Origin of the sequence: Nonomuraea sp. NEAU-A123 (assembly GCF_018603905.1) — a bacterium.
Taxonomy (GTDB): Bacteria; Actinomycetota; Actinomycetes; order Streptosporangiales; family Streptosporangiaceae; genus Nonomuraea.
Window position 1 is genome coordinate 547,013 of record NZ_JAHFZZ010000004.1, and the last position, 23,368, is coordinate 570,380.

Annotated in this window: 24 protein-coding genes; 12 read left to right on the top strand and 12 right to left on the bottom strand. The window is 69.6% G+C overall.

Translation table 11 applies throughout. The annotated features are described in order from the left end of the window. The first annotated feature begins 56 nt into the window (after positions 1 to 56). From KLK06_RS14745 to pgeF, 4 genes are all read left to right on the top strand, one after another. Positions 57 to 1,262, top strand: coding sequence for a histidine kinase (locus KLK06_RS14745; RefSeq protein WP_214635980.1), 1,206 nt, complete (start codon positions 57 to 59; stop codon positions 1,260 to 1,262). Further along, positions 1,259 to 1,930, top strand: a complete 672-nt coding sequence (locus KLK06_RS14750) for a response regulator transcription factor (protein WP_214635981.1) — start codon at positions 1,259 to 1,261, stop codon at positions 1,928 to 1,930. Before KLK06_RS14745 ends, KLK06_RS14750 begins: the two co-directional genes overlap by 4 nt. Before the next feature lie 242 nt (positions 1,931 to 2,172). Further along, positions 2,173 to 5,373 (top strand): efflux RND transporter permease subunit, encoded by a 3,201-nt coding sequence (locus KLK06_RS14755; RefSeq protein ID WP_214635982.1) that lies wholly within the window; start codon positions 2,173 to 2,175, stop codon positions 5,371 to 5,373. Between the two features lie 258 nt (positions 5,374 to 5,631). Then, the gene (gene pgeF, locus KLK06_RS14760; protein ID WP_214635983.1) at positions 5,632 to 6,339 is read left to right on the top strand and encodes a peptidoglycan editing factor PgeF; all 708 of its coding nucleotides are present in this window, start codon (positions 5,632 to 5,634) and stop codon (positions 6,337 to 6,339) included. 214 nt (positions 6,340 to 6,553) lie between these two features. On the opposite strand, the gene KLK06_RS14765 is transcribed toward pgeF, so the two are convergent. From KLK06_RS14765 to KLK06_RS14775, 3 genes are read right to left on the bottom strand one after another with little or no spacing between them, the layout of a single operon-like run. After that, positions 6,554 to 6,907: a hypothetical protein gene (locus KLK06_RS14765; protein WP_214635984.1), complete on the bottom strand. Its 354-nt coding sequence runs from the start codon at positions 6,905 to 6,907 to the stop codon at positions 6,554 to 6,556. A gap of 26 nt (positions 6,908 to 6,933) precedes the next feature. Continuing rightward, complete coding sequence (locus KLK06_RS14770; protein WP_214635985.1) at positions 6,934 to 8,067, bottom strand: ATP-dependent DNA ligase; 1,134 nt, start codon at positions 8,065 to 8,067, stop codon at positions 6,934 to 6,936. Then, entirely contained in the window at positions 8,064 to 8,786 is a 723-nt protein-coding gene (locus tag KLK06_RS14775; protein ID WP_214635986.1) for a pyrimidine reductase family protein, read from the bottom strand. The genes KLK06_RS14770 and KLK06_RS14775 overlap by 4 nt, the downstream gene beginning before the upstream one ends. Positions 8,787 to 8,953: 167 nt before the next feature. On the opposite strand from KLK06_RS14775, the gene KLK06_RS14780 reads away from it, so the two are divergent. Beyond that, on the top strand, positions 8,954 to 9,358 hold the full coding sequence (locus tag KLK06_RS14780) for a hypothetical protein (protein ID WP_214635987.1): 405 nt from the start codon (positions 8,954 to 8,956) through the stop codon (positions 9,356 to 9,358). A gap of 215 nt (positions 9,359 to 9,573) precedes the next feature. Here the strand turns inward: KLK06_RS14780 and glgX are convergent, their stop codons facing one another. Together glgX and KLK06_RS14790 are read right to left on the bottom strand one after the other, a co-directional pair. Then, on the bottom strand, positions 9,574 to 11,676 hold the full coding sequence (gene glgX, locus KLK06_RS14785) for a glycogen debranching protein GlgX (protein WP_214635988.1): 2,103 nt from the start codon (positions 11,674 to 11,676) through the stop codon (positions 9,574 to 9,576). A gap of 33 nt (positions 11,677 to 11,709) precedes the next feature. Beyond that, positions 11,710 to 12,135: an OsmC family peroxiredoxin gene (locus KLK06_RS14790; protein ID WP_214635989.1), complete on the bottom strand. Its 426-nt coding sequence runs from the start codon at positions 12,133 to 12,135 to the stop codon at positions 11,710 to 11,712. Positions 12,136 to 12,286: 151 nt separating this feature from the next. Here KLK06_RS14790 and KLK06_RS14795 point away from each other — a divergent pair, with 151 nt between their 5' ends. Continuing rightward, entirely contained in the window at positions 12,287 to 12,844 is a 558-nt protein-coding gene (locus KLK06_RS14795) for a sigma-70 family RNA polymerase sigma factor (protein ID WP_214635990.1), read from the top strand. Continuing rightward, the gene (locus KLK06_RS14800; RefSeq protein ID WP_250905491.1) at positions 12,844 to 13,740 is read left to right on the top strand and encodes a maleylpyruvate isomerase family mycothiol-dependent enzyme; all 897 of its coding nucleotides are present in this window, start codon (positions 12,844 to 12,846) and stop codon (positions 13,738 to 13,740) included. The genes KLK06_RS14795 and KLK06_RS14800 overlap by 1 nt, the downstream gene beginning before the upstream one ends. 31 nt (positions 13,741 to 13,771) lie before the next feature. Here the strand turns inward: KLK06_RS14800 and KLK06_RS14805 are convergent, their stop codons facing one another. Next, positions 13,772 to 15,118, bottom strand: coding sequence for an ankyrin repeat domain-containing protein (locus KLK06_RS14805; RefSeq protein WP_250905378.1), 1,347 nt, complete (start codon positions 15,116 to 15,118; stop codon positions 13,772 to 13,774). A 138-nt stretch (positions 15,119 to 15,256) separates the two neighbouring features. On the opposite strand from KLK06_RS14805, the gene KLK06_RS14810 reads away from it, so the two are divergent. Then, positions 15,257 to 15,949 (top strand): DUF1707 domain-containing protein, encoded by a 693-nt coding sequence (locus KLK06_RS14810; RefSeq protein WP_214635992.1) that lies wholly within the window; start codon positions 15,257 to 15,259, stop codon positions 15,947 to 15,949. A gap of 24 nt (positions 15,950 to 15,973) precedes the next feature. On the opposite strand, the gene KLK06_RS14815 is transcribed toward KLK06_RS14810, so the two are convergent. Then, positions 15,974 to 16,369 carry a nuclear transport factor 2 family protein gene (locus KLK06_RS14815; RefSeq protein ID WP_214635993.1) on the bottom strand — a complete coding sequence of 132 codons (396 nt, stop codon included), beginning with the start codon at positions 16,367 to 16,369 and terminating at the stop codon, positions 15,974 to 15,976. Positions 16,370 to 16,455: 86 nt separating this feature from the next. On the opposite strand from KLK06_RS14815, the gene KLK06_RS62305 reads away from it, so the two are divergent. Beyond that, positions 16,456 to 17,016 (top strand): TetR/AcrR family transcriptional regulator, encoded by a 561-nt coding sequence (locus KLK06_RS62305; protein WP_214635994.1) that lies wholly within the window; start codon positions 16,456 to 16,458, stop codon positions 17,014 to 17,016. A gap of 72 nt (positions 17,017 to 17,088) precedes the next feature. Here the strand turns inward: KLK06_RS62305 and KLK06_RS14825 are convergent, their stop codons facing one another. The 5 genes from KLK06_RS14825 to KLK06_RS63055 form a co-directional block, all read right to left on the bottom strand. After that, entirely contained in the window at positions 17,089 to 17,910 is an 822-nt protein-coding gene (locus KLK06_RS14825) for a CbiX/SirB N-terminal domain-containing protein (protein ID WP_214635995.1), read from the bottom strand. 8 nt (positions 17,911 to 17,918) lie between these two features. After that, positions 17,919 to 18,647 (bottom strand): phosphoadenylyl-sulfate reductase, encoded by a 729-nt coding sequence (locus tag KLK06_RS14830; RefSeq protein ID WP_214635996.1) that lies wholly within the window; start codon positions 18,645 to 18,647, stop codon positions 17,919 to 17,921. After that, a complete protein-coding gene (locus tag KLK06_RS14835) occupies positions 18,644 to 18,814 on the bottom strand; it encodes a DpnI domain-containing protein (protein ID WP_214635997.1) in 171 nt (56 codons plus the stop codon). The genes KLK06_RS14830 and KLK06_RS14835 overlap by 4 nt, the downstream gene beginning before the upstream one ends. Then, entirely contained in the window at positions 18,811 to 20,484 is a 1,674-nt protein-coding gene (locus KLK06_RS14840) for a nitrite/sulfite reductase (protein ID WP_214635998.1), read from the bottom strand. The genes KLK06_RS14835 and KLK06_RS14840 overlap by 4 nt, the downstream gene beginning before the upstream one ends. A 108-nt stretch (positions 20,485 to 20,592) precedes the next feature. Beyond that, a complete protein-coding gene (locus tag KLK06_RS63055) occupies positions 20,593 to 20,676 on the bottom strand; it encodes a putative leader peptide (RefSeq protein ID WP_311132608.1) in 84 nt (27 codons plus the stop codon). Positions 20,677 to 20,918: 242 nt separating this feature from the next. On the opposite strand from KLK06_RS63055, the gene KLK06_RS14845 reads away from it, so the two are divergent. The 3 genes from KLK06_RS14845 (at position 20,919) to KLK06_RS14855 (ending at position 23,100) form a co-directional block, all read left to right on the top strand. Further along, positions 20,919 to 21,695 carry a TIGR03084 family metal-binding protein gene (locus tag KLK06_RS14845; protein ID WP_214636190.1) on the top strand — a complete coding sequence of 259 codons (777 nt, stop codon included), beginning with the start codon at positions 20,919 to 20,921 and terminating at the stop codon, positions 21,693 to 21,695. Positions 21,696 to 21,728: 33 nt separating this feature from the next. Then, positions 21,729 to 22,103: a YccF domain-containing protein gene (locus KLK06_RS14850; RefSeq protein WP_214635999.1), complete on the top strand. Its 375-nt coding sequence runs from the start codon at positions 21,729 to 21,731 to the stop codon at positions 22,101 to 22,103. Between the two features lie 61 nt (positions 22,104 to 22,164). After that, positions 22,165 to 23,100, top strand: a complete 936-nt coding sequence (locus tag KLK06_RS14855; protein ID WP_214636000.1) for a YihY/virulence factor BrkB family protein — start codon at positions 22,165 to 22,167, stop codon at positions 23,098 to 23,100. Positions 23,101 to 23,368 lie beyond the last annotated feature (268 nt).

Below are 23,368 nucleotides of genomic sequence, written 5' to 3' on the forward strand. Positions count from 1 at the left end.
GCGGATAGGTACCACCGGATGAGGGAATGCGCCCAGCTCAGACCTAACGTGTAGGGGTGCGTCCGCTGACCTGGCTGAGACAGGAACTCCGTTCCCGACCCTATGTGGCGGACACGATCCTGGCCGTGTTCCTGTACGCGTCCACGCTGCTGACGCCGGACGCGCCCCCGCCGCCGGGGGCGATGTGGCGCGTCCAGATGCAGCCCCTCACCGCGTACAGCATCGCGCTGGCGACGATCGTCTGTGGGGCTCTGGTCTTCCGGCGCCGGTGGCCGCGCGCCGTTCTCGCGGTCACGGTCACCGGGTTCGTGGCCTACCTCATGGTCGGCGGCGGGCGCAGCCCCTTGGACCTGGCGCTGGGGATCGCGGTGTACACCGTGGCCTCGCGCTACCCACGCCGGGACGTGTGGGCCTACGGAGGGCTCGTCGCGTTGGTGGTCACCGTGGCCAAGGTCGTGTTCGTCGGGGACACGTGGCTGGCGCCCGAAGTGCTGGCACAGGTCGCCCCCATCGGCATGGCCACCGCCATCGGGGACGCGCTGCGCAGCCGCCGGGCTTATGTGGCCGCCATCGAGGAGCGGGCGCGCAGGGCCGAGGAGACGCGCGAGGAGGAGGCCGAACGCCGGGTGATGGAGGAACGCCTGCACATCGCCCGGGAGCTGCACGACGTTCTCGCCCACCACATCGCGCTGATCAACGTGCAGGCGCAGGTCGCCGCGCACCTGCTGGCGACCGAACCCGAGCAGGCCCGTACGGCGCTGGGCCATGTCCGGCATGCGGGCAAGGAGGCGTTGGACGAGCTGCGGACGACGGTGGGGCTGCTGCGCCGTCCGGGCAGCCGCGACGAGCTCCTCACCGAGCCGGCGCCGGGCCTGGATCGGCTGCCTGACCTGGTCGACTCGTTCACCACCGCCGGACTGCGACTGGGCTGGCTGATCTACGGCGACCCGAGGCCGCTGCCCGCTCCGGTGGGCCTCGCCGCGTTCCGGATCGTCCAGGAGGCGCTGACCAACGTGAGCAAGCACGCGCCGCAGGCGACCGCGACCGTGCGGATCGACTACGCCTCCGATGCGGTGGTCGTCGACGTGGCCGATGACGGTGAGAGCGATCCGGGTGGGGTCTCCTCCGGGACCGGTCACGGGCTGATCGGCATGCGGGAGCGGGCCCGGTCGGTCGGGGGGACCTTCGTCGCCGGGCCCGTGGAAGACGGTGGGTTCCGGGTACACGCCGTGCTCCCCACCTCCAGGAAGAGCCGCCCATGACGATCAGAATCCTGCTGGCCGACGACCAGGCGCTGGTCCGCGCCGGTTTCCGGGTGCTGGTCGACTCGGCGCCCGACCTGGAGGTGGTCGGCGAGGCCGCCAACGGCCATGACGCCGTACGGCTGGCGCGGGAGACCCTGGCCGACGTGGTGCTGATGGACATCCGCATGCCCGGAATGGACGGTCTCGCCGCGACGAGTGAGATCACCTCCGACAAGGCCATGGCCGGGGTCCGGGTGCTGGTCCTGACCACGTTCGAGATCGACGAGTACGTCTTCGCCGCGCTGCGGGCGGGCGCCAGCGGGTTCCTCGGCAAGAGCGTGGAGGCCGGCGAGTTGCAGGAGGCCATCCGGGTGGTGGCCCGGGGCGAGGCGCTGCTGTCGCCGTCGGCGACCAGAGGGCTGATCACCCGGTTCCTGGCCAGCCCCGGCGCCTCGGCCGAGCACGTACTGGACGACCTGGCCGTGCTGACCGAGCGCGAAAGGGAGGTGATGATCCTGGTGGCCTGCGGGCGTACCAACGATGAGATCGCCGACCTGCTGGGGATCAGCCGGATGACCGCCAAGACGCACGTCAACCGGGCGATGATCAAGCTGAAGGCGCACGACCGCGCCCAACTGGTGATCATCGCCTACGAGACCGGCCTGATCCGTCCCCAGGTCCGCTGACCGGCCGGGGACCGCGGGCGCGGTAGCCCGCTCGCCGCGTCTACTGCGATCGCCGCAGTTCAGAACCGTCCTGCGGGCGGACGCTCCGCCGGGGCGATGCCACGAGTCTTGAGTAGTGACCACGACGATGCCGCGCTCCGGTCGTGGTGAGGCGGCACGACTCGTACGAGCAGCCGTCGCCTCACGCTCTCCCGTTCCTGCGCGCTGTGCGGTCTGACACCCATCTGAAGAGAAGTGGAAAGATGTCGTTTCTGGCTAGATTGAGCCTGGCGAATCGGGGGCTCATCGCGCTCATCACGATCGTGGTGGTCGCGTTCGGCGCCTACATCACCCCGGCGTTGCAGCAGCAGCTCTTGCCCTCACTGTCGTTTCCGCAAGTGTCGGTCGTGGCGACGTACGCCGGTGCCGCGCCACAGATCGTCGAGGACCGGGTCACGGTACCGCTGGAAGAGGGGGTACGCGGGGTCGCCGGCGTCACCGGCGTGACCTCGACCTCGCGGGAGTCCAGCGCGTCGATCCAGGTGGCCTTCGACTTCGGCACCGACATCGACGATGCGCAGAGCAAGATCCAGCAGGTGGTCGGCGGACTGTCCAGCCGGCTGCCTGACGGGGTGGAGCCGCAGGTGGTCGTGGGCAGCACCGACGACCTGCCGGTCATCCAGCTCGCCGCCGCCTCCGACGGCTCCCAGCAGCGGCTCGCCGAGCGACTGGACACCCAGGTGGTGCCGGCGCTCACCGGCATCGAGGGGGTGAAGGAGGCCACGGTCACCGGTACCCGGGATCAGGTCATCACCATCACCCCCGACACCGATGAGCTGAAGAAGCACGGGTTGGACACCAGCGCGATCTCCACCGCCATCCAGGGTGCGGGCCAGCCGATTCCGGCCGGCTCCCTCACCCAGTCGGACACCACCCTGAGCGTCCAGGTCGGCGCCCGGTTCGCCTCGATCGCGGACCTCAAGGACCTCTACCTCGCCCCCGCCGCCCAAGCGTCCCCGGCGTCCCCGGCCCAGCCCACAGCCCAGGCTCAGCGGCCGGGCTCGCCGCCGCAGGCCAAGACGGTGCCCGCGAAGCCGAAGCCGGTACGGCTGGGCGACGTGGCCACCGTCAAGCTCGGGCTGGCCGAGGCGGCCACGCTCACCCGCACCGACGGCAAGCCCAGCCTGGGCGTCTCGATCACCATGAAGCCCGACGGCAACGCGGTGTCGATCTCGGAGGACGTACGCGCCAAACTGCCCGCCCTCGCCACCGCGCTCGGCACGGACGCCGCGCTCACCATCGTGTTCGACCAGGCGCCGGAGGTGGAGAAGTCGATCGAGAGCCTGACCACCGAGGGCCTGCTGGGCCTGGCCATGGCCGTGCTGGTCATCCTGGTCTTCCTGTTCTCGGTGCGCTCCACACTGGTGACCGTGGTCTCCATCCCGCTGTCGGTGCTGATCGCGTTGATCGGGCTGTGGGTCAAGGACTACTCCCTGAACATGCTCACCCTCGGCGCCTTGACCATCGCGATCGGCCGCGTCGTCGACGACTCGATCGTGGTCCTGGAGAACATCAAGCGCCATCTGTCCTACGGCGAGCGCAAACGGCAGGCGATCGAGAACGGAGTACGCGAGGTCGCGGGCGCCGTCACCGCCTCCACCCTCACCACGGTCGCGGTGTTCCTGCCGATCGCCTTCGTCGGCGGTTTCGTCGGCGAGTTGTTCGGCCCGTTCTCCATCACCGTAACCGTGGCCCTGATCGCCTCCCTGCTGGTGTCGCTGACCGTCGTACCGGTGCTGAGCTACTGGTTCCTCAAGCCACCCAAGGACGGCGACCGCCACAAGGCCGAGGAGAAGGAACGCCGCAGCCTGCTCCAGCGCGCCTACGTCCCGGTGATCCGCTTCGCCACCCGGCACCGGCTCACCACGGTCGCCGGCGCCCTGGCGATCCTCATCGGCACCCTCGCCCTGGTCCCCAGCCTGCAGACCAGCTTCATCGACAACGCGGGGCAGAACACGGTCAGCGTCACCCAGAACCTCCCCGTCGGCACGTCCCTGGCCTCAGCCGATGCCAAGGCCAAGGAGGTCGAGAAGATCCTGACCGGCCTCAATGAGATCAAGTCCTACCAGGTCACCGTGGGAGGCGCGAGCGGCGTCGGCTTCGGCGGCGGGCGTCCGGGCGGCGGTGGCGGCGGAGGTACGGCCCGCGCCAGCTACTCCCTCACCCTGCACGAGGGTAGCGACACCGCGGCCGTGGAGAACACCCTGCGCGACCGGCTGGGCAAACTGACCGACGCGGGCCAGATCAGCATCGGCGAGAGCGGCGGGTTCGGCGGCGACAAGCTCGAGGTCCTGGTCCACGCGAGCGAGCAGGACACATTGCGCGACGCGTCGCGAGCCGTACAGCAGACCATGGCAGCGATGCCCGGCGTCACCGAGGCGACCAGCACTCTGGCCGACACCGCGCCCCGCATCGACGTCACCGTCGACCGCAAGAAAGCCGCGGAGCACGGCCTGTCCGAGGCCGCCATCGGCCAGGCGGTCTCCCAGGCGTTCCGGGACAGCACCGTGACCCAGCTCACCTTCGACGGAACCACCGCCGACGTCCTCGTGCACACCGGCGACGCCCCCGTCTCGCTCGGTGAACTGCGCAAACTCGATCTGCCCGGAAAGGTGGAACTCTCCAACGTCGCCGAGGTCAAGCAGGTCAACGGGCCCGTCTCGGTCACCCGCATCGACGGGGATCGCACCGTCACCGTCTCCGGCAAGAGCACCGGCGCCAACCTCGGCGCCATCAGCGCGGACCTGGACAGCCGGCTCGCCAAGCTGACCCTGCCCGCGGGCGCCACCTACTCCATCGGCGGCGCCAGCGCCGACCAGGACGAAGCCTTCGGCAGCCTCGGGCTGGCCCTGGTGGCGGCCATCGCGCTGGTGTTCTTCGTGATGGTCGCCACCTTCCGCAGCCTCATCCAGCCGCTGCTGCTGCTGGTGTCGATCCCGTTCGCCGCCACCGGCGCGATCGGCCTGCTGCTCATCACCGGCACCTCCCTCGGCCTGGCCGCCATGATCGGCCTGCTGATGCTCGTCGGCATCGTCGTCACCAACGCCATCGTGCTGCTCGACCTGATCAACCAGTACCGCCGCCAGGGCATGCCGCTGTACGAGGCAGTCGTGGAAGGCGGCCGCAACCGCCTCCGCCCCATCCTGATGACCGCACTGGCCACGATCTTCGCCCTGCTGCCGATGGCCCTGGGCATCACCGGGGGCGGCGGATTCATCTCCAAACCCCTCGCCATCGTCGTCATCGGCGGCCTGATCAGCTCCACCCTGCTCACCCTCGTCCTGGTCCCGACCCTCTACACCGTGGTGGAAAGCAGAAAGGAGAAAATCCGAACCCGCCGCGCAGGCCGCGCCGACGCACCACCCCTGGCCGAAACCCCCAAGGAACCGGCCCACTCCAGCTGACCCCGCACCACTACGCCGACACACCCGCCCCTGAGCCCCGAAAGGCAGGCCAGGGGCGCTGGCGTACGGCCGGGGCTGACACGCAGTCAGGCAGCGACGCGCAGACGGGCAGAGCCACGCGGGGCGAGGCTACGGAGGGCAAGGCCACGCAGGGGGCAAGGGCGCGCAGGGTGCACGGCAGCGCGTCATGCAAGGCAAGGCCACGTAAGGCAGGGCCATCGGCAGGCGGGATGGCGGGGCGGCCCTAAGATCGGAGGCATGGAGCTGGCCCCCGGAGTGCATGTCGCCATCACCGATCGCCACGGGGGAGTGAGTGCTCCGCCGTACACGTCGCGGAATCTCGGCGGCCTCGTCGGCGACGACCCCGATGCGGTGCGCGCCAACCGGGCGGGTGTCGCGGCCGAGTTGGGTGTGCGGGCCGTCGTGTTCATGCGGCAGGTCCACAGCGCCGATGTCGCGTACGTCAGCGAGCCGTTCGGCGACGACGCGCCGCCGCTCGACGGCGTCTTCACCACCGAGCCCCGGCTGGCGCTCGCCTCACTCGGCGCCGACTGCCCGGCCGTGCTCGTCGCCGATCCGGTCGCGGGCATGGTCGCCGCCGCCCACTCCGGACGGCCCGGCACCGAGGCGGGTATCGCCACCGCCCTGGTCGAGGCGATGACGGCCAAGGGCGCGGCACCCGGGCGGATGGTGGCGCTGATCGGGCCCGGCGCGTGTGGCCGCTGCTATGAGGTGCCCGCCGAGCTGCGCGAACGGGTCGCGTCCCAGGTGCCGGAGACCTGGTCCACCACCTCATGGGACACGCCCGCCCTGGACCTCCGGGCAGGCATTGAGGCCCAGCTGCGCACAGCGGGCGTCGCCGACGTACGGCACGACGCCCGGTGCACGATCGAGTCGCAGGAGCTCTACTCCCACCGCCGCGAACAGCCAGGCGGCCGCTTCGCCGGCCTGATCTGGCTCGCCTGACCCCGACTGGACCTGACCGACCGGACACGGCTCGGCGCAACCCCGGCTGGGCCTGACCCAGCGGACCCAGGCTCGGTTTGACCCCGGCTGATCTGGCTCGCCTGAAATCCACTGGGCTTGACCCCGGCTAACCCGACTGGGCCTGACCCAGCGGACCCAGGCTCGGTTGACCCCGGTTGATCTGGAGTGCCCGTTCCGGCGGTGGGTGTTGAGGTCAGTTTCGGTTGCTGCCGAAGATCCCGTTGATCACGATGACCGCGAACCAGATCGGCGCGATCACCCACATCTCCTTGCCGCCGACGATCACGGCCAGGGTCAGGACGGTGCCCAGGGCGAGCGACACGATCGCCAGCGCCAGCCGCTGACCCTCGCTCGGCCCCGGCTGCCTGGCGACGTTCTTGCCCTTGCCCTTGCCTTTGGGCCCCAAGGTGGCGAGCCGTTCGTCGACTCGCCGGTCGACCTCCTGCCCCATCTTCTCGAGGAAGGATTCAACGATCGCGTCCTCGAAATCGGGCCCGAGGTCGCGACGGGCGCCCACCGCCGCCCGCAACTCATCACCGGTACTCATATGTCGAGATATAACGGGTTAAAGGGCTATCGAGCAAGGATGTCGTCGAGGTTGTATGAGACCGGTCTCTCCAACTGCTCGTACGTACACGATTCCGGCGTACGGTCCGGCCGCCACCGCCGCCACTGCGCGGTATGCCGGAACCGGTCGCCCTCCATCTGGTCATAGGCCACCTCGATCACCAGCTCCGGCCGGAGCGGGATGAACGACAGGTCCTTCTTGGCGTTCCAGCGCGACACCGCGCCCGGCACCCGCTGCCCGCCCGTCGCGGGCCCGGCCGCCGCCTGCTCGGCCCAGTGGCCCCACGGATGCTCGCCCAGCTCGGCGAGGTACGGCTTGAGCTCCTCGACCAGCTCGGCCCGGCGCGCCATCGGGAACGACGCCGCCACGCCCACATGATGCAGCCGGCCGTCGTCGCCGTAGAGGCCGAGCAGGATCGAGCCCACGATCGGCCCGGTCTTGTGCTCGCGGTAACCGGCCACCACCACGTCGGCGGTGCGCTCATGCTTGACCTTGAACATCGTGCGCTTGTCGGGGATGTACGGCTGGTCGCCGGGCTTGACGATGATGCCGTCGAGCCCCGCGCCCTCGAACATCTCGAACCATTCGGACGCCTGCTCGGTGTTGATCGTGACCGGGGTCAGCCGGATGGACCGGCCCTTCTCCGGGAAGATCTGCTCCAGCCGCGCCCGCCGCTCGCTGAACGGCGCCTCCATCAACGACTCGTCGCCCAGCGCCAGCAGGTCGAACGCCACGAACGACGCGGGAGTCCGCTCGGACAGCATCGTGACCCGCGACGCCGCCGGATGGATGCGCTGCTGCAGCGCGTCGAAGTCGAGCTGCGAGCCCTGCGGCAGCACGATCTCGCCGTCGACCACGCACCGTTCCGGCAACTCTGCCCTGACCGCCTCGACCAGCTCGGGGAAGTAGCGGGTGAACGGCCGCTCGTTGCGGCTGCCCAGATAGACCTCGTCACCGTCGCGGAACACGATGCACCGGAACCCGTCCCACTTCGGCTCGTAGAACAGCGTGCCGTCCTGCTCGGGCATCTTCTTGACCGGCTTGGCCAGCATCGGCGCCACGGGCGGCCGGACCGGCAGATTGGGCACCGGCTCCGGCTCTTCGGCGACCGCGACGGGCGGCTGGGTGGGCTCGGTCATGTCGTTGACTCCCTCGTGTACTTGCAGAAGAGGACCCCCTCCTCTTCCAGCACCTGGCTGAGCCGCAGCTCGACCTGCGATGCCTCGCCGTTCAGAATGCGCGCGGCCCCGCCCCCGACCAGCAGCGGGCTGATCGACAGGCAGAGCTCGTCGATCAGGTCGGCCGCCGCGAGCTGCCCGTTGAGCCGGGGGCCGCCCTCGCACAGGATCCGCGTCAGGCCGCGCTCGTGCAGCTCGCGCACGGCCACCGACATGTCGACCAGGTCGCCGCCCGCCACCACGACGTCGGCCACCCGGGAGGCGTCGGCGCGGCGCTCGGCGGGCACGGCCTCGCAGGTGATGACGATCGTCCGGCTGACGGCCTCGGTGAACAGCGGGCTGCCCAGATCGAGGTCGAGCCGGCGGGTGACCACCGCGATCGGCGGGGCCGCCGGCCTGCCCTCCCGCAGTGTCTGCCATGATTCGCGCGGCTTGACCGCCCCGTACCCCTCGGTGCGCACGGTCGCGGCGCCCGCCATGACCACGTCGGACATCCCGCGCAGGACCCGGAAGATCCGCCGGTCGCCCTCGCTGGACAGCCCGCCCGACAGCCCCTTCAGCCAGGCGGCCCCGTCGGCGCTGGCCACCATGTTGAGGCGCAGCCATGGCCGCCCCGCCGGATAGGCGTAAGCCTGCTCGATGTCTGGTTCGTCTTGAATGTCGGGATGGATGCGACGCACTCCTCCACCTTGGCACACGCCTCCGACAACGAGCCGATGTAGGGGCCTTTGACGGGAGGGAGAGCACTTTGCTGTATCGAGGGACACACGTAGCGTGATGCGCATAACGTGGCGGCAGGCACATGGGGATCGGGGCACTTGGGGATCGGGCACGCGAGGGAGGCCCAATGGGGCTGATCACTGCCGTGACATGGCTGTTCACAGCGCTCGTAGGGATCTATTTGCTCTACCTCTGGCTGTCGGGCGGCGGCCTGCGGCAACAGGCGACGAAGGTCACCCGCTTCCCGGTGACGCTGATCTTCTCCCACCCGGTGCTGGCGCTGTCGGCGCTGACCTGCTGGATTGCCTTCCTGATCACAGGCAGCCGCCTGATGGCCTGGACGGCGTTCGGGGTGCTGGCGGCGGCGGCCCTGCTGGGCTTCACGATGTTCACCCGCTGGCTCGGCACAGGACGCCACGCCCGAGGCGCGGAGCGCCGCTTCCCGCTCCTGGCGGTCCTCCTGCACGGCCTGGCAGGCGTAGCGACATTCGTCCTGGTCCTACTCACCGCAAGCCTGGCCGGCCACCTCTGAACGTCTACCGGCCGATAGGGCAGGCAGACCGGGAAGGCCCGCCACTCCTGCACGTCTACCGGTCGATGAGGCAAGCAGACCGGGAAGGCCCCGGTCTCACCGTCTCGTCACGGCGCCCAGCCACGTAAACCGCAGGAGCGTTCCCCTGGACAGACGCCGACCACGTATGGCGGGTGGGGCTCACCGTGCCTGCCGTAAAAACAAAACGCTTGTAATCAGCGCGGCCGATGAAGCACCTGCATGCTGCGAGAAGTCACCACCACCTGAGCAGCGCACTCATAATCTCCGTCGGAGACGCCCTTGTCGTCGGTGTTGATGATCGGCAGCCAGTGTTCGCCGAACTCCGCGCCCGGCAAGGTGAAGGTCATGTCCTCATGGTGGGCATTGATCAGCAACAGGAACGAGTCGTCCACGATCCGCTCGCCGCGCGTCCCGGGCTCGGTGATCGCCTCGCCGTTGAGGTAGACCATCAGCGACTTGGCGTAGCCGATGTGCCAGTCGCCGGCCGTCATCTCCGTGCCGCCGGGCGTGAGCCACACCAGGTCACGCTTGCCGTCCTCCGGGTGGCGCCCGTGGAAGAAGCGGCGGCGCTGGAAGACCGGGTGCTCGCGCCGCAGCCGCGACAGCTCGCGGACGAACTCCAGCATCTCCGACTCGGTGTGGAGCTGCGACCAGTCGATCCAGGCGATCTCGTTGTCCTGGCAGTAGCCGTTGTTGTTGCCCCGCTGCGTGCGGCCGAGCTCGTCTCCGTGGGAGAGCATCGGCACGCCCTGCGACAGGAACAGCGTCGTCAGGAAGTTGCGGCGCTGGCGGTCGCGGAGCCGGACGATCTCGGGGTCCTCGACGGGCCCCTCGGCGCCGCAGTTCCAGGAGCGGTTGTCGTCGGTGCCGTCACGGTTGTTCTCGCTGTTGGCCTCGTTGTGCTTGCGGTCGTACGACACCAGGTCCGTGAGGGTGAAGCCGTCGTGGCAGGTCACGAAGTTGATGGAGGCGACGGGCCGGCGGCCGGAGGAGGCGTAGAGGTCGGCGGAGCCGGTCAGGCGGGAGGCGAACTCGGGCAGCGCCGAGTGGGTGCCCCGCCAGAAATCTCGCACTATGTCGCGGTATTTCCCATTCCACTCCGTCCACAATGGCGGAAAATTTCCGACCTGGTAGCCGCCGGGGCCGACGTCCCACGGCTCCGCGATCAGTTTGACCTGCGAGATCACCGGATCCTGCTGGATCAGGTCGAAGAAGGCGCTCAGCCGGTCGACGTCGTGCAGCTCCCGCGCCAGCGCCGCCGCCAGGTCGAACCGGAACCCGTCGACATGCATCTCCAGCACCCAGTAACGCAGCGAGTCCATGATGAGCTGGAGCGCGTGCGGCGACCGGACGTTCAGTGAGTTGCCGCAGCCCGTGTAGTCGAGGTAATAGCGCCGGTCACCGTCGTGCAGCCGGTAGTAGGCCGAGTTGTCGATCCCCCTGAACCCCAGCGTGGGCCCCATGTGGTCGCCCTCGGCCGTGTGGTTGTAGACCACGTCGAGGATGACCTCGATGCCCGCCTCGTGCAGCGCCCGCACCATGGCCTTGAACTCCAGCACCTGCTCGCCCCGCGTGCCCGAACTGCTGTAGCGGCCGTGGGGGGCCAGGTAGGCCATCGTGTTGTAGCCCCAGTAGTTGGTCAGCCCCCGCGCCACCAGGAAGTGCTCGGGCATGTAGTGGTGCACCGGCATCAGCTCGACCGCCGTCACGCCGAGCGAGAGCAGGTGGTCGATGATCGCCGGGTGCCCCACGCCCGCGTAGGTGCCGCGCTGGTCCTCGGGCACCGCCGGGTGGCGCATGGTGAGCCCCCGCACGTGCGCCTCGTAGATCACGGTCTCGTGGTACGGGGTGTGCGGCGCCCGGTCGTTCCCCCACTCGAAGAACGGGTTGACAACCACATTTTTCGGCATAAAGGGGGCGCTGTCGGCCGTGTTGAGCCGCGTCGGGTCGGTGAAGTGATACGGGAACAATGACTCATTCCACGTCAGATCACCGTCGATCGCCTTGGCATAGGGATCGAGGAGCAGTTTCGCCGGATTGCACCGGTGCCCGTGCGACGGCTCGTACGGGCCGTGCACGCGATATCCATAACGTTGTCCTGGCGCGATGCCCGGTAGGTAGCCATGCCAGACGAATCCATCGACTTCCGGCAGATCCACGCGTTCTTCGGAGCCGTCATCGTGAAACAGGCATAGCTCAACTCGCTCGGCCACCTCGGAGAACACCGCAAAACTGGTGCCCACGCCGTCCCAGGTGCCGCCAAGTGGATAGGGCTCTCCCGGCCAGACTTCGCGCATGTGACCCAATTGTCGCACGCGATCGCGGTCCCGCTAGAGGAGTTCGGCGTTGAGGCTGATCGTCGTGCCCGCCAACGCCTTACTCACCGGGCAATTCGCCTTCGCGGTTTCCGCCGCCTCCTGGAATTGCTCGGCCGTGATCCCGGGCACGTGTCCCTTCACGCTGAGGACGATTCCGGTGATGCCCTCACCCGGCTGGAACGTCACGTCCGCGCTGGTCTGCAGCGACTCCGGCGGCGTGCCGGCGCCGGCCAGGCCGTGCGAGAGCGCCATGGAGAAGCAGGAGGAGTGGGCGGCCGCGATGAGCTCCTCGGGCGAGGTCTTGCCGTTGGCCGCCTCGGCCCTGGAAGCCCAAGAGACCTCGAACGTGCCGACACCCGAGGTGTCGAGCGACACCGTGCCCGACCCGTCGAGCAGCGCGCCCTTCCACTGAGTGGTGGCGGTGCGAGTGGTGGCCATATCGGTTGCTCCCTCTGATCGTGGAATTCCGACCCTATCGCGAGCTCGACAAAGTTCTGCGGCTCGGTCATCCGTGTGCACTTTTCCGGCGAATAATGACATGCTCGGGTCGCGGCGCACCCGCCGCCTTGGTCCGGATCACGGGAGTGTGGTGCCAGTGGAGGCACCGTACGACGACCGCCTGCTACATCAGCGGGTGGTCGGCGGCGACGAGGCCGCGCTCGGGGAGGTCTACGATCGGCTCTCCTCGCTGATCTTCGGTCTCGCCCTGCGGGTCACCAGAGACCGTGTGATCGCCGAGGACATCACACAGGAGGTGTTCCTGGTCTTCTGGGAACGGCCGCTGGCCTACGACCCGGACCGTGGCACCCTGCGCGCGTGGCTCGCCACGATCGCGCACCGCCGCGCGGTCGACCACGTGCGGGCCGAGGAGCGCAGGCGGGTCTCCACGCTGGGCCCCAGGCTCTACGAGCCGGAGCCCGCCAGGCTGGAGGACAACGTGCTCGCGGCCGACGAGGCCAAACGGGTACGGCAGGCGGTCACGGCGCTGCCCGAGGGCCTGCGGGAAGCGGTCGAACTGGCCTACTACGGTGGTAGGACATACCGCCAGGTGGGCGAGGAACTGGGCGTGCCCGAGGGCACGGTCAAGTCGCGGATCCGGCTGGCGTTGCGCCGCCTGGCCGACGCGCTGGCAGAGGAAGAGGTGTGATGGAGCCCGTCGAGCGTCTCTATCTGGACGCGCTGATGGAGGACCCGGCCGTACCGGAACGCTCTCTGCGACCCCAGCTTCTCGCCGGGGCCAGGGCCCGCCGCAGGCCCGCGGCTCCCACCGCGCCCTGGGCGGAGCCGTACGCGGGGCGGGTCGCCGCCATGGACGCGCTGCTCGCCTCGGCCGGAGAGGACGACTGGTCGCGGGTCATCGTCGAGGGCTGGACGCTCCAGGAACTCGTCGCCCACCTCGCCGCCAAGGACGGCCTGCTGGCGGCCTCGGTCGGCGCCCCCGTACTGGGCCCGGCCATCGGCGCGACCGACTCGCTGGGCCGTACCGCCGACGTCCAGAACTACGAGCGGGCCCGCAGCCCGGAACAGACCAGGCGTGACTGGCGCGCCCAGGCCGACGCCCTCTGCCGCCACCTGGCCGCCCTCGCCCCCGGCACCGTCGCGACCCTCGACGGCCTCGACGCGCCGGTGTCCGACCACGTGCTGGCCAGATGCCTGGAGACGTGGGTACACGCCGACGACGCCGCCCGCACCGCCAGCCTCCGGCTGCCGCACCCGATCCCCGAGCACATCCACCCCACGGCCGACCTGTGCGCGCGGCTGCTGCCGTGGACGATGCTCCTGTCCGGCCTGGACGGCAGCGGGCGCACGCTCCTGCTCACGCTGACCGGGCCGGGGGGCGGCGAGTGGCACCTTCCGCTGGGCGTGGAGGACGCCGCCGCCGGTGGCGACGCCCCGGACGCGCACATTACGGCGGACGTGGTGGGGTTCTGCTTCCTGCTGGGCGGGCGGGGCGACCCGCGGTCGTTCCCCGCCGACCTCGAGGGCGACCTCGCCCTGGCCCACGACGTCCTCGACACCGCCCCGGCCCTCTCGGGCCCCTGACGCGGGACCGGCGCCTGCGCAGGGCAGGCGGTCAGGACGACTGAGCCTGCGTCACCAGATCCCTGGCGTACTCGTCGTCGCTCTCCGCCAGCACCCGCTTGGCGCCCTGTTCGGCCCGCGGGTCGCCCCGGTCGGCGAGCCCGCGCGTGGCCTCCGCCACCGTACGGAAGTCGGCGTCGTCGAGCCGGTCGGCCAGCGCCTCGCGGATCTGCGGCGTGTCGGCCTTGAGCGAGGCCAGCCCGGCGGTGGCCCAGTCGCGGATCTCCGCCTCGTCGTCCCGCGTCATGCTGATCAGCAGCTCCAGCCCCTCCTCGTGGTCCGGCGGCAGCACGTCGGCCAGCGCGATCGCGTCGGTCATGGTGCGCCGGTGGTCCGGACGGCCGATGATGTCGAGCACCTGCGGCAGCGCCCGGGGGTCGCCCTGATGGCCGAGCGCCGCCAGCACCGAACGGAGCACCTGCGGGTTGCCCTCGGTGGTGGCCATCTTCTGCAGCAGCGGCAGCGTCTGCTCCAGGTACGGCTTGGCGTCCTCGGCGAACCCGAACTGGGCGATCGCGTCGACCCCGAACTCCCGCTCCCTGGCGTCCTCGCTCACGCACAGCTTGGCCAGCACCTCGTACGTCTCGTCGTCGGCCCGCTTGCCCAGCGAGTCGGCGACGATCCACCACGTCTCGGCGTCCTCGTCGGTGTCGCGGTGCGCCAGGGCCCGCGCCACGAGCTGGTCGGCCGGCGTGTAGACGCTCATGGCTTCCTCCAGCAGCGTCGCGACGGCGGCGTGCCCGCGCTGCGCCTGCACCTGCTCGGTCTGCTCGCCGTCGGGGGAGCGCCCGGCCACGGTGACGAGCTCGGTGCCGTCCTTGGCGAACTGGCGCGCCACGACGTACTCCCAGTCGTCCTGGCCGATCTGGTCGAGCAGCGCGGTTTCCAGATGCACGCCCACCCAGTCGATTGCGATGTCGAGCGGGCTGTCGCCGTCTCCGTCGTACTTGCCGGCGTCGGCCCCGCTGTCCAGCAGCAGCCGCACCACGCCCAGGGCGCCGCGCCTGGCCGCCAGCGAGAGCGGGGTGTCGCCGTCGTCGTTGGCGGTGTCGACCTCGGCTCCCGCCTCGATGAGCGACTCGGCCGTCTCGGCGTGCCCCTTGGCCGCGGCCCAGAGCAGCGCGGTCCAGCCGCCGTTCTCCCGCCCGTTCACGTCGGCCCCGGCGGCCAGCAGCAGGCCCGCGACCTCGGCCCGGTCCCAGGCGGCGGCCGCGCAGAGCGGCAACCCGCCTTCCTCGCCCGCACTGGCCTGGTTGGGGTCGGTGCCACCGGCGAGCAGCTCGCTCACCTTCTCCGACTCGCCGTTCAACGCGGCCTGGTAGAGCTGTTCCTCATGCATGACTTGGACCCTAGCTTGGATCAGGTCAAGCCCGGGTCCGCCCTCTGGGGAGCTCGCCGTCCGGATCAGCTGTTAGAGGTATGACTCTTCCTCCCACAGGAGGAGCCAGATCTTCCTGAAACGCGATATGTTGCGAGTATGACTGACCCTGGCGAGGTTAGGGCCTCGGACGCCGAACGTGAAGCCGTCGTGGAGCAGCTCCGCGTCGCCTCGGTCGACGGGCGGCTGACGCTCGTCGAGCTGACCGACCGCACGGAGGCCGCCTACACCGCCACCACCCACGCCGAGCTGGCCATGCTCGTCCAGGACCTGCCCGCTTCCGGTGCCGCGCCCGTGCCGCCGGCCCACCAGGAGCTTCCCGTGCGTAAGCGGCGCTGGTTCGTCGGCATCATGGGCGACTCCAAGCGGCGCGGCACCTGGCGGATCGACCAGGAGCTGGGCGCGGTCGCCATGATGGGCGACGTGCTGCTCGACCTGCGCGAGGCCGAGGTCCGCACCAACGTGGTCGACATCATGGCCGTCTCGGTGATGGGCGACGTGAAGATCATCGTCCCCGACGGCGTGAACGTGGATCTCGACGGCATGGCCGTCATGGGCGACAAGCGGGTCGACGTCCTGGAAGCTCCGCCGGGCACGAACGCGCCGGTCATCCGGGTGCACGCGTACGCGGTGATGGGCGACATCAAGGTGATCGGCGACTCCCGCGCGCAGCCGCTCCAGCGCGGTCTGGCCGCCTGGCGCGAGCAGTGGCGCAAGCTGCACGGCGACGACTGGCGCAGCCTGCGCAGGCAGCTCCGCGACGACCACCGCAGCCTGCGCCGCGGCTACTGACGCGTTCGGGGGCTGGGCGCGCCCCTACGAGCCCAGCACCGCCATCAGCGGCAGCGGGTTGATGTAGTCGCGATAGTGCACGATGAGCCCGTCACGCACCCGGAGCACGGCGACGACCCGCTGCGTGAACGGCGCCCCGGTCGCCCTGACGTGACCGTGGACGGTGTACTCGACGATGACCACCTCGGGATCGGCCGTCTCGTGGATCATCACATCGACGTGCGTCTCGAACTCGATCAGCCGCCCGCCCGTCGCCATGAACGCGCGGATCTCGTCCCGCCCGACGAGGGTCTCCGGGACGCCCTCGGGACGGTACGGCCACTCGATGACCCCGTCGGGAGCCATCGACTCCACGAACCGCTCCACGTCCCCCGACAGGCTCAGCTCCAGCACCCGCTCGGCCACTTCACGCGCTGTCACAGCCACACCTCTTTCGTTGAACACGTATTCATTGAACGACCGTATAACGAGAATCGCGGTTCGGTCAACGCCCGTACAATGAATCGGTGTCCGCCGAGAAGCCGCGCCGTACCCGCGCCGAACAGCGCCGTGAGACCGAGGACCGGATCCTCGCCGCCGCCCGCGCCACCTTCGCCGAGCTCGGCTACGAGCGCACGACGATCCGGGGCGTGGCCTCCACCGCGGGGGTCAACGCGGGGCTGGTGATGCACTACTTCGGCAGCAAGGAGGAGCTGTTCTCGCGCGCGGCCATGCTGCCGGAGGAGGAGCTGCCGGTGGGGCATCCGGCCGAGGCCCTGCTCACCTCGCTGCGCCGGCGACTCGACGACGAACCGGTCGCCTCGCTCGTCGTGCTGCGTTCGATGCTCACGCACGCGGAGGCGTCGGGGGAGTTCCGGGTGGCGGCGGCGGCCTGGCTCGACCGGGTGGGGGCGGCCATCCCGGCCGCCGACGCCGAGCTGCGGGCCGGGCTGATCAGCGCGATCATCAACGGGGTGGTGCTCGATCGCTACCTGCTCAAGCTGAGCTCCCTGGCGGACGCCCCCGCCGACGACATCCTCGCCCTCCTGCGCCCTTGCTTCGAGAGCCTGGCGGGGGAGTCGGGCTGACGGCCATGGGGCGCCGTTCTCGTCGAACCGGCTCGAGAGCGGGTAGTCGAACGGCGAACCGGCGGCGGCGCGTTACGAGGCCGCCGCTCCAGCGGGCGTGCGGGCGGCGGTGGCGTAGCGCTCCAGGAGGACCTCGGCCAGTTCGGGAGCCGGGCCGAGCACGTCGGCGACCACGTCGGCGCCTGCTTCGAGAGTGGTCCGCCGCACCTTGTCGGCGAAATAACCGGGCGCCAGCAGGTACGGCGCGACGGCCACCCGTGGCGCGCCCGCTTCACGGAGGAGCGCCACCGCCTGCGCGGGCGTCGGCTCGGCCGCCGACGCGTACGCCGCCGTCACCGCCCACCACCCTCGCCCCTCGACACCGCTGAAGCCCGAGCGGGCGCTGAAGCCCGCCCCAGAGAGCGCCGGACGCCCCCAGTCGCGGGCCATCCGCGCGACCACGCCGTTGGCCCGCCCATCGCTGGACCCGGCCGACACCAGCACGACCGCCGTGTCCGGATCTCCGATCACCACTCCCGCCGCGGCCAGCCGCCGTTCCAGCGTCGTCAGCAGCAGCGGGTGCGGTCCCAGCGTCGCGCCGTAGCGCACGCGCAGCCGCGGGTCGCGCGCCCTGGCCTCGTTGAGCGCCGCCGGCAGGTCCACCCGGCTGTGGTACGCCTCGGTGAGCAGCAGCGGCAGCACCACGGCCTCGTCCAGCCCGCGCAGCGCCTGCGCCAGGGACGGGGTCGCGTGGTCGAGGTACGCCGTCCGCACCGGCAGCCCCGGCCGGGCCCGCCGTACCTCGTCGAGCAGGGCTTCCACGGTCGCGGCGGCGCGCGGGTCGCGGGACCCGTGCGCGACCGCGACCAGTGGCACGTTCTGGCCCGTCCCGTCTGCCAACGAGACGGGCCACATGCCGGGGTTTACAGGTGAATGCCGCATTCGACCTTCCCCAGCCCCGCCCAGCGGCCGCTGCGCGGGTCCTCGCCCTCTGCGACCTGCCGGGTGCAGGGAGCGCAGCCGATCGAGGGGTAGTTGTCATAGTGCAACGGGTTGATCAGCACCCCGTTGTCGGCCATGTAGTTGTCGACGTCGTCCTGGGTCCACTTGGCGATCGGATTGACCTTGACCATCTGCCGCTTGGCGTCCCACTCCACGACCTTGGTGTCGGCGCGGGTGGCCGCCTCGTCGCGGCGGATGCCCGAGATCCACGCCAGGTACGGTTCGAGCGCCCGGTTGAGCGGCTCCACCTTGCGCAGGTAGCAGCACAGGTCCGGATTGCGGCCGAACAGGCGCGGCCCGAGCTCGCGTTCCTGCTCCTCCACCGTGCGCGGCCCCCGCACATTGATCACATTGACGTCATAGACCTGCTGAACCGCGTCACGGGTGCCGATCGTCTCGGCGAAATGGAAGCCGGTGTCGATGAACAACACGTCAACCCCCGGCTTGACCCGGCTGACCAGGTCGATGAGCAGGGCGTCGCTCATCGAGGAGGTCAGGCACAGCCGGTCGCCGAACGTCGCCGCCGCCCACCGGATGATCTCGCGGGCGGACGCCTCCTCCAGGAACACAGCGGCGGACTCGACGATGTCCTGCAGGTCGAGCGTGCCGCGTTGTTCTCTTAAACCGACCTCGATGTCGACGAGCGTCATATCTTCACTCCGATTCCGAGAAACTTGAGCTTGAAGGCGCGGGCGCAGGAGCGGCAGTACCAGCCGCCGTGCGCCGTGGAGTCGGCGGCTTCGGGATCGCCCTCGTAGGGCTCCAGGTCCTCTTCGCCGCAGTAAGGGCAGTGGAAGGGGACGGCCCGCGTGGTCATCTCAGGTCCCCCTCGTCCGCTCGCTGCACCCAGTCGGCGAACGACTCGCCTTCCTTCTTCTGGGCGTCGTAGTGCTTCACGACCCGCTCCACGTAGTCGGGCAGCGCCTCGGCGGTGGTCTTGAGGCCGCGTACCTTCCTGCCGAAGCCGGGGTTGACGCCGAGCGAGCCGCCCAGGTGGATCTGGTAGCCCTCGACCTGCTCGCCCTTCTCGTCGACGACGAGCTGGCCCTTGAGGCCGATGTCGGCGACCTGGATGCGGGCGCAGGAGTTGGGGCAGCCGTTGACGTTGATGGTGAGCGGCTCGGCGAAGTCGGGCAGGCGCCGCTCCAGCTCGTCGATCAGATTGGCGGCGGTGGCCTTGGTCTCGACGATGGCCAGCTTGCAGAACTCGATGCCGGTGCAGGCCATCGTCTGACGGCGGAACGTCGACGGGTTGACCTGGAGGTCGTTCGCCTCCAGCTCGGCGACCAGGGAGTCGACCCGGTCGGGCGCGACGTCGAGGACGACCATCTTCTGCTCGACCGTCGTGCGGACGCGGCCGGAGCCGTGCCGCTCGGCGATGTCGGCGATCACGTGCAGCTTGTCGCCGTCGAGGCGGCCGACCTTGGGCGCGAAGCCCACGTAGAAGTTGCCGTCCTTCTGCGGGTAGACCCCGACGTGGTCGCGGCGGGAGCCTCGGGGCGCCTCGGGCGCGGGCCCGTCGGGCAGCGCCTCCTTGAGGTACTCGGTCTCGAGGATCTCCCGGAACTTCTCCACGCCCCAGTCGTTGACCAGGAACTTGATCCGCGCCCGGTGCCGCAGCCGCCGATACCCGTAATCACGAAATATCCCGATGACGCCGCCGTAGACGTCGCCCACCTGCTCAGGACGTACGAACACCCCGAGCCGCTTGCCGAACATCGGGTTGGTGGACAGCCCCCCGCCGACCCACAGGTCGTAGCCCTTCTCCCCGCTGGGCAGCTCGACACCCACGAACGCCACGTCGTTGATCTCGTGCACCGTGCAGTGCGACGGGCACCCGCTCAGCGCCGACTTGAACTTGCGCGGCAGGTTCGAGAAGGCCGGGTCGCCGATGAACCGCTCGTTCAGCAGGCGGATCTCCTCGCTGGCGTCCAGCACCTCCTCGGTGTCGATCCCGGCGAGCGGACAGCCCAGGATGACGCGCGGGGTGTCGCCACATGCCTCGGTGGTCGACAGGCCGACCGCCTCGAGCCGCTCCCAGATGTCGGGCACCGCCTCGATCTCGATCCAGTGCAACTGGACGTTCTGCCGGTCCGTCAGGTCGGCGGTGCCCCGGCCGTAGTCGTTGGAGATGTCGGCGATGACCCGCAACTGCGGGATGCTGAGCTGACCGCCGTCGATCCGCACCCGGAGCATGAAGTAGCGGTCGTCAAGCTCCTCGGGCTCCAGGATCGCGGTCTTGCCGCCGTCGATCCCGGGCTTGCGCTGGGTGTAAAGGCCGTACCAGCGCATCCGGCCACGCAGGTCGGCCGGGTCGATCGAGTCGAAACCACGCTTGGAGTAGATGTCGATGATCCGCTGGCGGACGTTCAGTCCGTCGTCGTTCTTCTTGTTCTCTTCATTCTTGTTGAGCGGCTCCCGGTAACCGAGAGCCCACTGGCCTTCGCCGCGCGGGCGTTTGTGATGCCGGCTGGCAGGGGTGCTCATTGCGCGTCCTTCGGTGGATGGGCGCGCGCAGGGTTCCTCCCGCCTCATCATTGAGGGCAGGGGTGAAGGAGGAGATTTGCGACGCGCGCAACGGAGAAAACGGGTGGGTTAGCGGGCGTCGCAACAGATGGCACTGCGGACACGCTGAAGATCGACGTGTCGTCGACCGACAAGCATGGGGTCCGCTGGCATATCTCGAAGATACGCTAGGTATCCGTTATGTCCAAGACAGGGTCCAGACTGTGGACGCCTCCTATCCCTGACGAGGCCAGTCCAGGTCCGACTCGGCCGGCTCCTCCGCCTGCTGGTGCTGGCAATCGCACCAGGATCCGCCGCGACATTCCTCGTGGCGCTTGTCCTTGCAGTTCTCGCAGATCACCCTTGCATTATTCCTCGTAGAACGTTGTTCGGTTAGGCTGGCTCGCGTGGACCTGATGGGCGAGTTGCTGGCCGACCTGCGCGCGGAGACCGCGTCACTCGACGATCTGTTACTGACCCTCGAACCCGGAGACTGGGATCTCGCCACGCCCGCCGAAGGGTGGGCCGTGCGCGACCAGGTGAGCCATCTGGCCTGGTTCGACGAGGCGGCGCGCACCGCCGTGACCGACCCCGACGTGTTCCGCGCGGCGGCGGCTCACTTCACCTCCACCGACGACCTCGCCGCGGAGTTCCGCGGGCTCGCCCCCGGCGAACTGTTCCACTGGTTCCGTACGGCCCGCGCCCGCAGCATCGAGGTGTTCGCGGGGCTGTCGGCCCGCGACCGGCTGCCGTGGTACGGGCCCGACATGTCGGCCGCCTCCTTCGTCACCGCCCGGCTGATGGAGACCTGGGCGCACGGCCAGGACGTGGCCGACGCGCTCGGCGTCACCAGAGAGCCCACCCGCCGGCTGCGGCACGTGGCGATGATCGGGGTCAGGGCCCTGCCGTACGGTTTCGCCGTACGGAACCTGCCCCTCCCGGAGCGGCCGGTCCGCGTGGAGCTGACGATGCCCGACGGGACGCCGTGGTCGGCGGGGCCCGAGGACGCCGCCGACGCGGTGCGCGGGCCGATGCTGGACTTCTGCCTGCTCGTCACTCAGCGCGTCCACCGGGACGACACCACCCTGGAGATCACCGGCGAGACGGCCCGCGCCTGGATGGAGATAGCGCAGGCCTTCGCCGGGCCGCCGGGTAAGGGTCGATCAGGGAAAGGCCAGGGGCATTCCCGATGATCTGAGCGGCGCTCACGGTGTCATGCTGGTGGTATGCGGACAATCCTGAACATCATCTGGCTGATCTTCGCGGGGGTCTGGCTGGCCATCGGCTACACGATCGCCGGGATCATCTGCTGCATCCTGATCGTCACGATTCCCTTCGGCATCGCCTCGTTCCGGATCGCGGCCTACGCGCTGTGGCCGTTCGGCAGGACCGTCGTCCGGGACCCGGACGCGGGGGCGCTCTCCACGATCGGCAACGTCATCTGGCTCATCTTCGCCGGCATCTGGCTGGCGATCGGGCACGTGGTCACCTCGATCCCGCTGTTCCTGTCGGTCATCGGCATCCCGCTGGGCGTGGCCAATCTGAAGCTCATCCCCGTCTCACTCCTACCGCTGGGCGCACGCATCGTCGACGTCGACTAGGGCAGTACTCGGGGGACGTAAGCTGTCCCGAAGAGTCACTGCCACACAACCGTTGGGTGCCATGACGTCCACCGATGCGCCTAGCCGGTCGAAGCGGAGGCGGCTCGCCTCCAACGCCCGTGCCAGGCTGAGCTGGGTGCGCGACACGAAGTCGTGGGCGACCGTCCGCGCGACCACGAACGCGGGCGTCACCTACCGCGTGTCGGGCCTGGCGGGCGAGGCGGCCTTCTTCGCGCTGCTGTCCCTCCCGCCGTTCGTGCTGGGCCTCATCGGCGTCCTGGCCAAGCTCGGCAGTTGGCTGGGGCCCCAGGTGGTCGTGCAGGTCAAAACCTGGGTCATCGAGCAGGCCGGGCTGCTGTTCACCGACGACGCCGTGCACAAGGTGGTCAACCCGCTCATCACCGACGTCCTCAGCGACGACGCGAGCAAGGTGTCGATCATCTCGGTGGGCTTCCTGCTGTCGCTCTGGTCGGGCTCGCGGGCGCTGTACGTGTACGTCGACCTCATCTCCGTCTCCTACGGGCTCGGCGAGGCGCGCGGCATCATCAGGACCAGGCTGATGTCGTTCGGCCTGTATGTGATCGGGCTGGTCATCGGGATCATCGTGATGCCCGTGCTGGTCATCGGGCCGACGCTGCTCAAGGACGCGCTGCCGGGGGAGTACGGCATCCTCGTCGACCTGCTGTACTGGCCGGTGGTGATCATCGGCTCGGTGCTCTTCCTGACCGTGCTCTACCACGTGAGCGTGCCGATCCGGACGAAGTGGTACCGGGAGCTGCCGGGGGCGATCCTGGCGCTGTTCCTGTGGATCGTGTGCGCCGCCGTGCTGCGGGCCGTACTGGCCGCGTGGTTCTCACCGGTGTCCGTCTACGGCTCCCTGGCCGCGCCCATCGCGCTGCTGCTCTGGCTCTACATCACCGCGCTCGCCGTGTTGATCGGGGCCATTCTGAACGCCGAGATCGATCGGCTTTGGCCGGGCGCTGGCCGTCCCAAATAGGAAATGATCCCCCCGATGGACGGACAGCAGCGGGTCGGGCCGTACACCCTCGTCCGCTAGCTGGGCGAGGACGTGGATCGCGTCGACGTGGACCTGGTCAAGCTCGGTGTCACGAGGAACGTCCAGATCAACGAGGAATGAGCCCCGGCCACATCCGCTATCGTCTAGAACGTAGCGACTGGCGCGTTAGGTGGGGCGAACCACCGGGGAGCGGAGGGGCGAAGGCCGTGCGCCTGGGTCTTCGCGCATTGTCAACGATGACAGGAGA